The sequence below is a fragment of the Streptomyces sp. BR1 genome (assembly GCF_052373795.1).
GTDB lineage: Bacteria > Actinomycetota > Actinomycetes > Streptomycetales > Streptomycetaceae > Streptomyces.
In genome coordinates this window covers 944,562-957,259 of sequence record NZ_CM126252.1, presented here as the reverse complement: position 1 = coordinate 957,259, position 12,698 = coordinate 944,562, and the positions used below count along the sequence as shown (strand labels likewise).

Here is a 12,698-nt window from a genome sequence, read left to right as displayed (position 1 = left end):
CTCCCGGCGGACGGGTTTCAGGCAGGGGAGGGTAGGGAGTTGTCACAAGGGCGTCCTTGAGGGGTGAAGTCCCGGCCGCGCGGGCGTGCTTGAGGAAGGCCGCGGCGGCCGGTGGTGGGTAAATCAGGGCCTCGGCGCACGCGGCGAGTTGCACCTCGCTTGCGCGTGCGTCGGTCAGGTTCAGGTGGGGCCGGGCACGGTGGACCTCGGTTCGTGAGGGCGGGCAGGGAGGGAAGCCTTCGGCGGAAGCTGCCGGGCTCCAAAACAGTAGGCGCAGATCCCCGGTGAGCGGCATAACGCTCCGTCAGGAAACAATTCCACGGGAATTTCGCCCAACGGCACCGCTCCACCGGGAATCGTGCCCTACAGTTTGGGCTCCTCCCCCTCGCACCCCGCATCGCGGACCGTGGGCACCGTCGTGCCCACGTCTGATCCGCCGGGTTTCGTGTGCGAGCCGGAGTGATTCAACCCTCCCTCACCTGAACCGAATTGGGGTATCCCCTTGCCTTTTTCCCTGCACCAGGGCGACGCGCTGAGCGTGCTTGCCACGCTGCCGGACCACTGCGTGGACTCCGTCATCACCGACCCGCCGTACAACAGCGGCGGCCGGACAGCCAAGGAGCGCACCAGTCGCAGCGCGCGGCAGAAGTACACCTCCGCCGACGCGCAGCACCAGCTGCCGGACTTCACCGGCGAGAACATGGATCAGCGCAGCTACGGCTTCTGGCTCACCCAGATCATGACCGAGGCGCACCGGCTCACCAAGCCCGGCGGCACCGCGCTGCTGTTCACCGACTGGCGCCAGATGCCGACCACGACGGACGCGCTGCAGGCCGCCGGCTGGCTCTGGCGCGGCGTGCTGGCCTGGCACAAGCCGCAGGCCCGCCCGCAGAAGGGCCGCTTCACCCAGAACTGCGAGTTCATCATCTGGGGCTCGAAGGGCGCCATCGACGGCTCCCGCAACCCGGTCTACCTGCCCGGCCTCTACTCGGCCTCGCAGCCCAGCGGCAAGAACCGGCAGCACATCACCCAGAAGCCGGTGGAGGTGATGCGGGAGCTGGTCAGAATCTGCCCGGAGCAGGGGACCGTCCTGGACTTCACCGCCGGATCCGGGTCCACCGGGGTCGCGGCCCTGCTGGAGGGGCGCTCGTTCATCGGGGTGGAGAAGACCCGTGAGTACGCCGAAGTGGCCGCCGACCGGCTGACCGCGACCGTGCAACAGACCCTGTCCCAGGACGATTTCGTCCTGTCTGCCTAGGCATTTCCCCGCTGCCCGGCACGAGGTGATAGCGGCCTTCCGGCCTGCCCTCCTCCGTGCCGCGCGACGCGTTATAGCACCGGATCCCCGGTTAGCGAAACCGGGGATTCCCCGGATCGTAGAGCCGTCATTCACCCCCGCAGGCCGCGGCCTCAAGGAGACCCATTTCGTGCCCGACTCCATAGACCTCCCCGACGACGGGGAAATGGAACCTGTCCGGCTGCCGGACTCGAACCTGGAAAGCGTCGAGGCCACCGTCCGCAAACTCGTGGAGGAACAGGCCGAGCAGGCCCGGCAGCTCGACGCCCTCTCCGCACCTGTGGACCCCTCGCCCTTCGCCGCATTCGGCTTGCCCAGCCTGCCCGGGATGCCGGGGATTTCCGGGGCGCCGATGCAGGCACCGCCCGAGCCACGCCCGATCATGGAACTGGAGGGCGATGAGTACGAGGACGAGCTGGACGCGCTCACCGACTGGGTGGACGACTACCTCATCCGCATCTACGGCGCCGAGGTCACCACCGCCGCCCCGTGGTGCAAGCAGTGGCAGGAACACGACGACGTCGTCGCCTGGCTCCACGCCCTGTGGATGGCCTACCAGCAGCACAAAGACCCCGAAGCGGGACCGTCCGGGATGTTCGTGTGGCACCGCGACTTCCTCACCCACTGCCTGGCCCATGTGCGGGCTGCCGGCGGCCCGCTCTCGGCCTGCCAGACCGACCCCGACCGCGACGCGCACCGCCTGCTGCCCGGCCCCACCTCCTCCGACCGCTCCGCCACCACGGACCAACCGGAGCCCGGCGAGCCGGACCAGGCATGAGCGGGTCCGAGCACCAGCCCGCCTTCGGCCTCTCCTTCGACCCGCGCGCCCTGACCGACCTGCTGGCAGCCCCCAGCGACATCCGCGACCTGGCCCTCGCCCAGCTCCAGGACGTCGTCAACGCCCGGCAGTTCGGCCCCAAGCTGCTCGGCGAACTCGCCGACTACCGCAAGCTGTACGTCGACAGCCGCAAAACCTGGCGCATCGTCTACGCCCAGCGCCCGGCCCCGCCGACTTCGGCGCACCGCGCCGAGATCCATGTGGTGGCCGTACGCCCGCGCGAGCGGCACGAGGTGTACACCGTCGCCCGCCAACGCCTGGGCATCACCCGCCGTCCCACCAGTGCGCTCGCCCACGCCGCCCGCTCGCGCTCTCCGCAGCTGGAGGCACGCCGCGCAGTACCCAAGCCGGGCCCGCCGCCGTACGCGGTACCAGGTCTTCCCGGCCCCGCCCTGCCCCCGACCTCGAAGGACCACACTCTTTGACGACCCACTTCCCCTCCGGCCTCGACGACCTCACGGCCGCCCTCACCGGATTCGACATCCCGCAGGAGAACCCGCACCACCGGGCCATCGTGGACACCCATCGCCGAGTCCAGCAGCTGGACGCGCGGCTCCTCGCCGTGGCCGGCGGCGAGCCGACCGGCCGCCTTGCCGACACCGGTGAGCAGCTGGAGCAGCTCACCGACCTCCTCATCCTGCGCGTGCTGGCCGGCGCCGAGCTGACCCGGCTGCTGAGCACCGCGTGCTGCTGCGCCCCAGTCGGCGAACAGGACGCCGCGTATAAGGCGGCGGACTGCCGTTCCTGCCCGCAGGCCGCGCACACGATCGTCCACGCGTGCCTCGACGCCTTCGCCGCCGCCGGCGATCCGGCCGCCATGTCCTCGGCCGAACTCACCGACCACCTGCGCCAGCTGCCCGGTACGGCGGAAGACCGCTGGGCCTACGCCGAACTCACCCCGAAGCGTCTGGGCTATCTGCTGACACCGTACGGCGCACGGTCCCGCAACATCCGCTTCGGCGCCTGCCAGCTCAAGGGGTACCTGCGCAGCTCCCTCACGGCCGCGCTGCCCGACTGCTCCTGTTGAGACACCCCGCCCTCACGGCCCTTCGCCGCGTGAGGACCGAGGACGTCCCGCTCGTCGACGCCTTCCACCAGCGCTGTTCCCCTGCGCAGTTGCTGCACCGCTGGGGACGTACGCAGCTGCCGCACCGCACCCTGGGCCAGCTGCTGGCGCAGGCCGACTGCTGGCTGGGCCTCGGTGCCGGCGACGAGCCGCTCGCGCTGGTCTGCACCGGCCCCGTCAGCCGGGAGACGGGCGTCTTCGACCTCGGGCTCCAAGTCGCCGACGCCCACCAGCGCCGCGGCATCGGCACCGCGCTGGCCCGGCACGCCGCCCAGCACGCCCACGCGCGAGGCGCTCACACCCTGAGCACCTACACCCAGGCATCCAACCGCCCGATGCTCCGCCTGCTTCGGCGTCTTGGCACCGTTCGCGAAACGCGGCACGGAGCGCACCTCGACGTGCGCCTGCATCTCGGCGTGAGCGGCCTCGCGCGTCGGTCCTCGCCCCACCCCAAGGAACCTCTCTATGCCCCGCAATGCCCCGGTCAGGAAGTCGCTGCCCCAGCTTGACCAGCGCATCGAGGCGGCCGTGGGCCACAGCATCGACCGGCTGTGGCAGCACCGCGACCGCGACCTGCTCGACGAACCGCACACGCAGCTGGCTGACGCCCACCGCGCTCTCGTCCAGGCCGAGACCACCGTGGTCTTCTACCGCTCCCAGCTCAGTAGCCTCTCCTCCGGCGAGTACCCGGTCGATGGCGCGCTGTTCGAGCGCATCGAGCGGACCGTCGCCCTGCTGGAGGACGCGGCTCGCACCCGGGATGAACGGCAGGCACATGCCGTTGCCGCGCTTGAGCCCATCGAGGCCGCCGCCCAGGACAAGGCGCCCCGCGACGTGCCAGACCTGCCGGCGCCCGACATCGCCGCGCTGCTCGCCATCACCCAGGGCGCCAAGCTCCACCAGAACCTGCTCACGCAGCAGCTGTATGTCGTCACCGCCTCCGGCACCCGCATCCCCCACAGCCAGCTGCAACGCCTCGAAGAGGACCGCCTGGTGGTGCGCGACACCTCCCACTCGGTCACGGCCGGCCAGCCCGTCACCTTGACCGACACCGGCCGCGCGGTCTTGACCGCCCCGCGCTCGCCCAGGGCGCCCGGCGCTGTCCCCGCGCCCCGGCCCGGCACCTGGCCCGCGGCTACTCCCGCCCGCCGCTGAACCCGCACCGCCCCGCGTGCCCCGTCCCCGAAAGCCCCTATGCCCTCATCCCCGGACTTCCGCCTCGACGGCTTTGATGCCGTCAACGACCGTGTCGCCGAGCAGTTCTGGCAGCACATCGACATCGAGGCAGCCGACCTCACCGTGCTCGCCGAGCACCACACCGACGACCAGCGGCACAGTTACTACGTCATGCACAACGACTCGGTGACCTGGGGAATCCCTGGCGAGCCGCAGCTGGTGGCCCTCTACCTGCAGCGCGACGTCAAGGCCCGCACCTTCCGCTTCCAGCACGTTGAGCTGGCCTTGGTGCCCATGGCGCAGAGCTGGCTGATCGCCCGCGGCTGCCCCAAGGACGCCATCGCCCTGCCCCCGGACATCGGCACCGACGCCGCCGACGAGGTCACCAAGGCGCTGGAGGACCGCCTCACCTCGGATGGCGACCACTTCGCGATCGTCACCAGCTACACCTCGGACGATGACCCAGACCGCGTGCAGATCGCGGTGCTCCTGGCCGCCATCGACGAGAGCGCGTCGCTGCGCTTCCGGGTCCTGCTGCAAGAGGTCGACATGGAGCACTGGACGCACACCCTGCGCGAAGGCGGCTTTTCGACCTACGAGCAGGCCACCACCTGGTGGCAGGCCCACTGGTCCGGCGACGACGTCCCCCTGCCGAGCGCCCAGACAGCAACCCGGCGCAGCGCACCGTCCATGATGCCCGGTCTTCCCGCGGCCCCGGCTCCGCGTACGGGTCCAACTCGCTGACAGTGAACCTGAATTGATCCCGAGCAGGGTCTCCTGTGGGCGGAATCTGCGATGCGCCGGCGTCCGGCGAAGGGCGAAACATAGCAGCAGATCCCCGGTTAGCAAAACCGGGGATTCTCCGGACTCTTGAACCACTGCCCGCCGGCGTCAGCCGCGGGGGTGTTTCCCCGTTCCCTTCTCTCCTTCCTGGGGGTCAATTCCTCATGCGCTCATCCCGCATAGCCGTCTGCGCCGCCGTTGTCGGCGCACTTGCCCTGCCGCTCGTCGGCGCCGCGACCGCGAGCGCGGCCCCCGCGCAGATGCTGGCCAGCCGCGCGTGTGACCGGCCCGGACCGTGGGCCGTGCACACGCAGGCGGTCACGATCCGCTCCAGGGCCAGCGCGCAGTCCACCGCCGTCGGCGTGCTCTACCGCAGCCACCGGTTCACGGTCCACAAGACCAGCGGCAACTGGCACTACATCACCGACACGAGCACCGGCGTAAAGGGCTGGGTCTCCGGCTCATATGTCTACCGCGACGCCTACATGTGCCTCGACTAGCCGCCCGACTCCGCGAATTCCCCGCACCGGCACCGTACTTCGCCGCTGCGCAGAAAGCCACGCCCCCTTCTTTTATTCGACCCGCATTTCCAAGGAAAGGAGCCATGTCGTGTCCGACACCGCCGACGACGTGATGGGCGTCATCACCCAGCAGATCGAGGCCCGCTTCCAGATGCCGCTGGCCGACCTGCGCCGGGCGGTGGCCGCCGCCCCGCACGCCAACAACGACGCCACCGTCGTCGTGAAGTGGTACGGAATGCTCGCCGAGGCCCAGGCGGTACTGGAGAAGGCTGAGGACGCCCTCGTCGCAGCCCTCGACAGCGCCCCCGGCGACGTGCTGGACGACCCGGTCATGGCGCTGGCCCACCAGGTCAACACGGCCGTGGCGGTGCGCGACGGGCGGGCGATGGTGGTGCGCCACTACACCGACCCGAACTCCCCGGGCCGCCGCGGACCGGGAGCCTGGCGGGGAGCCGCAGCGGCCTCCCGGCGCAGCCCGGCCCTGCAGACCGCACCGGTGCCGACCGTGCCGGTGCGAGGAGCGCTGCGGTGAGCGGCGTGGACAGGCCCACCAGCCAGGACGAGGCGCTGGCCCGAGCCTTCGGCGCCTCGCTGAATGAGCTGTACGCGCAAGCCGCCAGCCCCGGGGCGTTCGCCGCCCTGACGCGCGCCCTGGAGCTGCGCTCCTGGCTGGCGGTGGCCGAGGAACAGGTCGCCCGGGTCCGCGACCGCATCCACGACGCCACCGCCGCCGACCGCGACATGGGCGAACTGTCCGCCGACGACCTGCGGTTCGACGCGCAGTGGCTGGAGGCGGCCCTGTCCGCCCGCGACGGATACACCGCCGCACTGACCGGGCTGCTGAACAGCATGCCGACGCCCGTAACACGTCCCGAACGTCCGGCACGGCTCGCCCAGCCCAGGCTCACCACCACGCTCCCGCCCGCCCCGGCACCCGTCCGTGCCGGGGCGGTGCGGGCCCGCCGACCGTGAAAGCCCCTGCCGATTGACTCACACCGCCTCCCAGACCATCGCCGAACGCATCGAGGACCTGTACGGCCAGCCGATCGCCGCGCTCGAAGCCCACGCCGATACCCACCCCCGCGGCACCATGCTCGCCGCCCTGACCAGCAGCCACACCGATCTGCAGCTCGCCGAGCGCAATATCGCCTTCCAGCTCCAGCGACTGCGTGAACTCGCCCACCCGGAGCGGGAGATCGGCAAGTTCGAAGCAGGCCACCTGCTCGACTGCGCCCGCCGGATCGCCGAATCCGTCGCCACCCGGGACGCCCACGCCAAGACCGTCAGCGCCGTCCTCGCCGGCCTGCACCGCGTCCCCGCCGCCCCCTCCCCGCCATCGGCGGCGCCCGCCGCCCCGGCTGCCGCTGCCGCCCGCACTCGCTGATCCGCCCGCCCGCATGAGGAGTTACCCCCATTGGCCACCACCGGTCTGCCCCGCTCCACCCAGGTCGACGTCGCCCGCGTCACCGAGTCGCTGGAGATGATCGCCCCGCTGTGGAGCGTGTGGATCTTGATGACACTGTCCGCCCAGCCCCTGCGCTACGCCGAGGTCAAGCCGTGCCTGCCCTGGCTGAACGACGGCACGCTCCACCCCAAGCTGCGCAAGCTGTCCGATGCCGGGCTGGTCGAGCGCACCGAAGTTGCCCAGGGCCACGTCACCTACGGCCTGACCGCACGCGGCGCCGACCTGATGCCCGTCCTGACGGTGATCGCCGCCTGGGGCGAGAAGCATCTGGAAAAGCCCCTGGTGAAGAACAAGGACACCGGGAGTCTGGAGCTGCGCAAGGTCACGCCCGCGGAGAACATCGAGGACGCCCTCGCGCTGATTAGCCCCCGGCACGCCACGCCGATCCTGTGGGCGCTCAAGGCGCGCGGCGCCTCCAGCGCCAAGGCGCTGTCCGCCGCGGCGATGCCGAGCCACCGGCTCAGCAACGTCTATCCCCAGGTGGATCGCCTGGTCGCGGACGGCCTGGTCCGCAAGGAGGGCCGCGCCTACGAGCTGACCATCACCGGCCATGCGCTCGCCCCCGTCTACCGGGCTCTGAGTGCCTGGGCCAAGGGGCGCCCGCTCGCCGACGCCGACACCCACCCTCTGTGGGGCACGGTCCCGGTGGCGCAGCTGGCGACGTCCGGGCCGTGGCTGACCACCCAGCCCCGCGTACCGGCACCCGCCACGCCCGCGCCCCCGGCTCTGTCCACCCAGCCTGCGGCCACGCCGGTCACGGCCTGGCAGGGTGGCGACCTTTTCTCACATCAGATACCGGCACGTCCCATCGCCCTCCCGCAGGCCGGGGGACCGCGCCGATGACCCACCTCACCACCACCGGCCACCCGCAGACGCGCCGTGAGATCAAAGCCCTATCCCTGCCCGCACTGATCCGCCTGGTCACCGAGATCGACGACAACGGCCCCATCAGCCACCAGAAGGGCAGCCTGCAGAGCACCTTCGATGACCTGCGCGCGCCCCAGCTGCGCTACGCCATCGACCGGGCCCGCGAGTTCGGCCTCGTCTACGGCGATGAGGACGAACGAGTCCGCTACCGGCTCACCGGCAGCGGCGAGGAACTCGCCGAGGTGTACGACACGGCCGCACGCTGGGCACGCACCCATCAATTCCCTTCAGCGGCCTGCGACTTCACCACCCGGGTCCAGCGCACCCTCCACCTGCTCGGCCACGCTCCGGCGCTCGCAGGCGCAACCGCCCGGCTCGGCGAGTCGATCGGGACGGCCGTCCCCGGGGGCGCAGTCCTCGGCCGAGAAGCCCTCGTCGCCCTGGAGGACCCGCAGCGCGAGCTGGCTGCCTGGCTCACGGCGCATGCGCACGTCCTGCACGAAGCGGCCCTCCACTCCTCCTACGCGGCGGATGAGATGGAGCCCGCTGCGTGAGATCCCGTGTCGGACCCCGGCATGCCCGCCGACCGGTCCCCACCCTGCTGCGCGGCATCTACCTGCCCCGCAGCATGGACGCCGGCGCCTTCGCCATGACGACGTACGGCATCCCGCTGCTGGTGCTCGCCACCACCGACTCCGCGTCCCTGACCGGCTTGGCGTTCGCTCTGGAGTGGGTGCCCCGCCTGGGCGCGTTCGCGGTCGCCGGGGCGATGGTCGACCGCCACGGCACCACCCGCGTTCTGCGGACGGCCTCCCTGCTGCGGGCGGTGGTGGCCGTGGCCGCCGCCCTTGTTCTGCCGCAGCTGGAGGCCGGGCTTGCCACCACGGCCGCCGTCATGCTGCTCGCCGCCTTGAGCGGCGTGCTCACGGAGTTCTCCTACATTGCCGCCGAGACCGCGGGCGGTATCGCCAGCCGCCAGGCCGGCGAGCGCGCCCACCGGGTGCAGTCGGTACTCCTGGGCATCGACCAGGTCGGCACCCTGGCCGGTCCCGCCATCGCCGGCCTGCTGCTGGAGCGGGCCGGGGCGGTCGGGATGCTGGCCACGATCGCCGTCTTCTCGCTGCTGGCCTGCGCCCTCGCCCCGAGGCAGTACACCACCGTGCCCGCCGGGATGCCGGAGCCGGTCCTTGCGGGACTGCGCACCGGATGGACGACGTTGCGCTCGCTGCCCGCGCTGGGCTGGCTGGTGTGCGGACTGACCCTGTCCAACCTCGCGGTCGGTCTGCTCCAGGCCGCGGCGCCGGTGATCGTGGTGAAGGAGTTCGGACACTCCAGCGCGGATGTGGGCCTGATCTGGTCGGTGGCCGCCGTCGCCTCCCTGATCACCGTCGCCCTGTGCCGCCGCGCGATCGAGCGCTTCGGCCTGTGGCCCGTCGGCGCGCTGTCCGCCTCCGTCGCGGCCTGCGCGTGCCTGGCCGTCTCCCTTTCCCACACCTACACCGCCTACCTCGTGCTGATCGCGGTGCTCATGGCCGGCGAGGGCGGCATGACGGTGGTCCTGCGCACCCTGCGCTCTCACCTCATCCCCGCGCCGGTGTTCGGCGCCACCCTCTCGATGACGATTCTGCTGCTCCTGCTGCCTTTCCCGCTGGCGGGAGCCCTGGTCGCCGCGGTGCCGCCCGCCCTCCTCGGCCATGTGATCACCGGCTGTGCGGTGCTGCAGGCCCTCGGCCTGTGCCTGGCCTTCCTCCGCCTGCGGACCCTCCCCGCTCTGCGCACCCGCCTCGCCTGACCACGCCCCTGCCCGGCTCGCTCCGGCCGCCCGTACTCCTGGAGATCCATTCCCATGACCCTGCCCGCTGCGCCCGCTCAGCCCGTGATACCGGTTGCCCGCCCTTCTTTCCGCGCGGGAGCCCGGCCCACGATCACCGACCAGTTCCTCGCCTTCGACGCCGCCCACCCCTACGTCTACCGGGCCCTGGAGAAGCTGACGGCAGAGAGGCTGGCCGCCGGAGCCACCCGCATCGGGCTCAAGGAACTGTTCGAAGCGCTGCGTTGGCGACTGCCCGCGGGGCTGCGCGGACTCAACAACAACTACACGGCGTTGTACGCCCGGAAGTTGATCGAGGACCACCCCCACTGGGCGACCGCCTTTGAGCTGCGCCGCCGCCGCACCCCCTGAACGCGCACCGGCATCCGCCCCGTTGCTCACCGATCCCTTCCGGAGCCCTGCCGCATGACCGCCCCTTCCGTCTCCTCACTCCGCGTTGCCTGGCGCAACCGCGCCGAGCAACCTCCTCAACCGGCCCTGGCCGCCTCTCCGTTTCACAGCGCGGCCTGGTCGCGCGCGTGGGACCGCGTCACCACCGAACCCGTCCTGCGCCGCCGCCACCTGCACCTCGACAACGGCCCGGTACAGCACCGCCTCGCCCTCGACCTGGTCGACGACAGCCCGCTGTGGCGGGCGGCGACCGCCGACACCGGCCACGGTGCCTTCTGGGACAAGCCGGTGGTGTACGCGCCGAGCTTGTACGGCCTGTACGGAGGGCTGCCCGGAGCAGGCCCGCAGGTCCTGGCCGCCGCCGTCGACCACGGTCTTGGCCTCGTGGCCGAGTGGGATGCCGCCGCCCTCGTCGTCGGCAACCTCACTCCCGCAGAGGCCGAACGCTGGCGCCAGGCCCGTACGCCGGATGCAGAGGTCTGCCTGTACTCCACCAGCCGCGCCCCGGCCGGTGCCTCGCTTGTGGACTTCGCCGACCGCATCCCCTCCCGCAAGATCCGCAGCGAGTTCCTGCGCCAGCACCGACGCGGTGCCGACGCCGGACTGCGCCTCACGGTCGTCACCGGCTCCGAACTCGCGGCCAGGGCAGAGGAGTTCACGCCAGATGCGCAGCAGACCGCGCAGCGGCACGGCCCGGCCCTGTACGGCGCCGACATCTTCACCGGCCTGGCTGGCGTCCCCGGCGCGGTCGCGCTGCTCGCCGAACACGACGAGTACGGATTCGCGGGCGGCTTCTGGTGCTTCCTCCACGACGGCGTGTTCTACCTGTGGGCCGCCGCGATCCACCAGGCCACCAAACGGGACCTGCACACCTACGGCTGGCGGATGGCCGAAGCCGTCCTCTACGCGAGTGCCCACGGTGCCCACACCATCGACGCCGGCCGCGGCAACTACCGCTACAAGCACCGCCTCGGCTTCACCCACACCCCCCTGACCAGCGCTGTCTATCTGACCGCACCCGACCCCGGCCTCGTGGCACGCCTCGGGGTGCTGAACGAGGACCTGACGCGCCTCACCCACCCCACCCCGGCCACGCCGGTGCCGTCGCACCGCGAGCTTGCCCCCCTTCGTACGGAGACCCTGTGATGACCGAGTCCACCACCCGAAAGCCGACGCTCCTGCTGGTCTGCGCGACCGGCAGCGACATGGAGGCGTATCGGGGCTATTGCCTCGAAAGCGTGGCCGGCGCCTACGACGTCGTTCTGATCTGCCAGGCCGAACCCACCTGGGAGCGCGCCTACATCAGCGACTTCGAGGTCGCCGACCCGATGGACGCCCACGCCCTGGCCGAGGCCGGGCGCGCGCTGGCCGCCCGGCACGAGCTGGCCGGGGTGGTCACCTGGATCGAGTGGTACCTCGTCCCGGTCGCCCGCCTCGCCCGCCAGCTCGGTCTGCCGGGCCCCAGCCCCGAGGTGATGGAAGCGGCCCGCAACAAGGCCACCGCCCGCACCCTGTTCGCACGCCACGGGGTCCCCTCCGCCGCGGCGATGACCGCGCGGTCCCTGCTGGAGGCCGCGCTGGCCGCCGAGACGATCGGCTACCCGGTCGTCCTCAAGCCCGCCGCCCGCGCCGGCAGCATCGGCGTCATCCGCGTCAACCAGGCCGAAGAACTCCCGGCCGGTTTCGCGTTCGCCTCCGCCGGGGCCAGCGCGGGCACCGAGAGCACCCGTGTCCTGGTCGAGGAGTACCTCGACGGTCCGGAGGTCTCCGTTGAATGCGTCACCCACCAGGGCCGCACCACCGCGGTCGCCGTGACCCGCAAGACGCTGGGCGCCGAGCCGTACTTCGAGGAAGTCGCCCACGCGGTGGACGCCGCCGACCCCCTTCTGGCCACGGTGGCACCGGTCGCGGCGGCGGCCGTCAAGGCGCTCGGCATCACCGCCGGTGTCCAGCACGTCGAGATGCGGCTGGTGGACGGCCGCCCCCGTCTGATCGAGGTCAACGCCCGGATCGGCGGCGACATGATCGGCCATCTCGCCCACCTCGCCACCGGCATCCACCTGCCGCTCGCCGCCGCCGACACCGCCTGCGGACGCACCCCCGACCTGACACCGACACACCACCGGGCCGCCGCGATCCGCCTGCTGTACCCCGAGTATTCGGGCACCCTCACCGCCCGCCACCTGGATCAGGAGTTCGCCGCCGGCGCCCCGTGGCTGGAACAGGTCAGCTTCCAGCGGGAGACGGGCGACCAGGTCCTGCTGCCGCAGGACGGCGGCGACATGTTCCGCGCCCGTATCGGGTTCCTGATCACCACCGGGCCCACGGGTGAGATCGCCCAGGCGCGTGCCGACGAGGCCCTTGGCCATCTGACCCTCGCCGTCGAACCCTCAGCGCCCGCCCGCGTGTAGCAGGCGCACCCGCCCCTGAGCGGTCCTTCCCGAAGCCCTTCGTTGCTCTGCCC

17 protein-coding genes are annotated in these 12,698 nt (G+C 71.6%); all 17 read left to right on the top strand.

Going from position 1 to position 12,698, the window contains the following annotated elements; translation table 11 throughout:
- Positions 1-502 precede the first annotated feature (502 nt).
- Positions 503-1,258 carry a DNA-methyltransferase gene (locus ACT1U9_RS04330; RefSeq protein WP_444537038.1) on the top strand — a complete coding sequence of 252 codons (756 nt, stop codon included), beginning with the start codon at positions 503-505 and terminating at the stop codon, positions 1,256-1,258.
- Between the two features lie 205 nt (positions 1,259-1,463).
- Positions 1,464-2,075 (top strand): DUF4913 domain-containing protein, encoded by a 612-nt coding sequence (locus ACT1U9_RS04325; protein ID WP_444539000.1) that lies wholly within the window; start codon positions 1,464-1,466, stop codon positions 2,073-2,075.
- On the top strand, positions 2,072-2,560 hold the full coding sequence (locus tag ACT1U9_RS04320; RefSeq protein WP_444537037.1) for a hypothetical protein: 489 nt from the start codon (positions 2,072-2,074) through the stop codon (positions 2,558-2,560). The genes ACT1U9_RS04325 and ACT1U9_RS04320 overlap by 4 nt, the downstream gene beginning before the upstream one ends.
- Complete coding sequence (locus ACT1U9_RS04315) at positions 2,557-3,162, top strand: DUF3631 domain-containing protein (protein WP_444537036.1); 606 nt, start codon at positions 2,557-2,559, stop codon at positions 3,160-3,162. The genes ACT1U9_RS04320 and ACT1U9_RS04315 overlap by 4 nt, the downstream gene beginning before the upstream one ends.
- Positions 3,159-3,710: a GNAT family N-acetyltransferase gene (locus ACT1U9_RS04310; RefSeq protein WP_444537035.1), complete on the top strand. Its 552-nt coding sequence runs from the start codon at positions 3,159-3,161 to the stop codon at positions 3,708-3,710. Before ACT1U9_RS04315 ends, ACT1U9_RS04310 begins: the two co-directional genes overlap by 4 nt.
- The gene (locus ACT1U9_RS04305) at positions 3,667-4,356 is read left to right on the top strand and encodes a hypothetical protein (protein WP_444537034.1); all 690 of its coding nucleotides are present in this window, start codon (positions 3,667-3,669) and stop codon (positions 4,354-4,356) included. Before ACT1U9_RS04310 ends, ACT1U9_RS04305 begins: the two co-directional genes overlap by 44 nt.
- A 39-nt stretch (positions 4,357-4,395) precedes the next feature.
- Positions 4,396-5,121, top strand: coding sequence for a hypothetical protein (locus ACT1U9_RS04300; protein ID WP_444537033.1), 726 nt, complete (start codon positions 4,396-4,398; stop codon positions 5,119-5,121).
- Between the two features lie 203 nt (positions 5,122-5,324).
- Positions 5,325-5,660, top strand: coding sequence for an SH3 domain-containing protein (locus ACT1U9_RS04295; protein ID WP_444537032.1), 336 nt, complete (start codon positions 5,325-5,327; stop codon positions 5,658-5,660).
- A 109-nt stretch (positions 5,661-5,769) separates the two neighbouring features.
- A complete protein-coding gene (locus ACT1U9_RS04290; RefSeq protein ID WP_444537031.1) occupies positions 5,770-6,213 on the top strand; it encodes a hypothetical protein in 444 nt (147 codons plus the stop codon).
- Positions 6,210-6,653, top strand: a complete 444-nt coding sequence (locus tag ACT1U9_RS04285) for a hypothetical protein (protein ID WP_444537030.1) — start codon at positions 6,210-6,212, stop codon at positions 6,651-6,653. The genes ACT1U9_RS04290 and ACT1U9_RS04285 overlap by 4 nt, the downstream gene beginning before the upstream one ends.
- Positions 6,654-6,666: 13 nt before the next feature.
- Positions 6,667-7,065, top strand: coding sequence for a hypothetical protein (locus ACT1U9_RS04280; RefSeq protein WP_444537029.1), 399 nt, complete (start codon positions 6,667-6,669; stop codon positions 7,063-7,065).
- 30 nt (positions 7,066-7,095) lie between these two features.
- Positions 7,096-7,989 (top strand): winged helix-turn-helix transcriptional regulator, encoded by an 894-nt coding sequence (locus ACT1U9_RS04275; RefSeq protein ID WP_444537028.1) that lies wholly within the window; start codon positions 7,096-7,098, stop codon positions 7,987-7,989.
- On the top strand, positions 7,986-8,567 hold the full coding sequence (locus ACT1U9_RS04270) for a hypothetical protein (protein ID WP_444537027.1): 582 nt from the start codon (positions 7,986-7,988) through the stop codon (positions 8,565-8,567). Before ACT1U9_RS04275 ends, ACT1U9_RS04270 begins: the two co-directional genes overlap by 4 nt.
- Positions 8,564-9,805, top strand: a complete 1,242-nt coding sequence (locus ACT1U9_RS04265; RefSeq protein WP_444537026.1) for an MFS transporter — start codon at positions 8,564-8,566, stop codon at positions 9,803-9,805. The genes ACT1U9_RS04270 and ACT1U9_RS04265 overlap by 4 nt, the downstream gene beginning before the upstream one ends.
- 54 nt (positions 9,806-9,859) lie before the next feature.
- On the top strand, positions 9,860-10,195 hold the full coding sequence (locus ACT1U9_RS04260) for a hypothetical protein (protein ID WP_444537025.1): 336 nt from the start codon (positions 9,860-9,862) through the stop codon (positions 10,193-10,195).
- A 54-nt stretch (positions 10,196-10,249) separates the two neighbouring features.
- A complete protein-coding gene (locus tag ACT1U9_RS04255; RefSeq protein ID WP_444537024.1) occupies positions 10,250-11,380 on the top strand; it encodes a GNAT family N-acetyltransferase in 1,131 nt (376 codons plus the stop codon).
- Positions 11,380-12,645 carry an ATP-grasp domain-containing protein gene (locus tag ACT1U9_RS04250; protein ID WP_444537023.1) on the top strand — a complete coding sequence of 422 codons (1,266 nt, stop codon included), beginning with the start codon at positions 11,380-11,382 and terminating at the stop codon, positions 12,643-12,645. The genes ACT1U9_RS04255 and ACT1U9_RS04250 overlap by 1 nt, the downstream gene beginning before the upstream one ends.
- Positions 12,646-12,698 lie beyond the last annotated feature (53 nt).

Excerpts from the sequence above, each read along its gene's own strand:
- ACT1U9_RS04325 (WP_444539000.1), top strand. The coding sequence starts at position 1,464 with ATGGAACCTGTCCGGCTGCCGGACTCGAACCTGGAAAGCGTCGAGGCC.
- ACT1U9_RS04320 (WP_444537037.1), top strand. The coding sequence starts at position 2,072 with ATGAGCGGGTCCGAGCACCAGCCCGCCTTCGGCCTCTCCTTCGACCCG.
- ACT1U9_RS04305 (WP_444537034.1), top strand. The coding sequence starts at position 3,667 with ATGCCCCGCAATGCCCCGGTCAGGAAGTCGCTGCCCCAGCTTGACCAG.
- ACT1U9_RS04300 (WP_444537033.1), top strand. The coding sequence starts at position 4,396 with ATGCCCTCATCCCCGGACTTCCGCCTCGACGGCTTTGATGCCGTCAAC.
- ACT1U9_RS04295 (WP_444537032.1), top strand. The coding sequence starts at position 5,325 with ATGCGCTCATCCCGCATAGCCGTCTGCGCCGCCGTTGTCGGCGCACTT.
- ACT1U9_RS04270 (WP_444537027.1), top strand. The coding sequence starts at position 7,986 with ATGACCCACCTCACCACCACCGGCCACCCGCAGACGCGCCGTGAGATC.
- ACT1U9_RS04260 (WP_444537025.1), top strand. The coding sequence starts at position 9,860 with ATGACCCTGCCCGCTGCGCCCGCTCAGCCCGTGATACCGGTTGCCCGC.
- ACT1U9_RS04255 (WP_444537024.1), top strand. The coding sequence starts at position 10,250 with ATGACCGCCCCTTCCGTCTCCTCACTCCGCGTTGCCTGGCGCAACCGC.
- ACT1U9_RS04250 (WP_444537023.1), top strand. The coding sequence starts at position 11,380 with ATGACCGAGTCCACCACCCGAAAGCCGACGCTCCTGCTGGTCTGCGCG.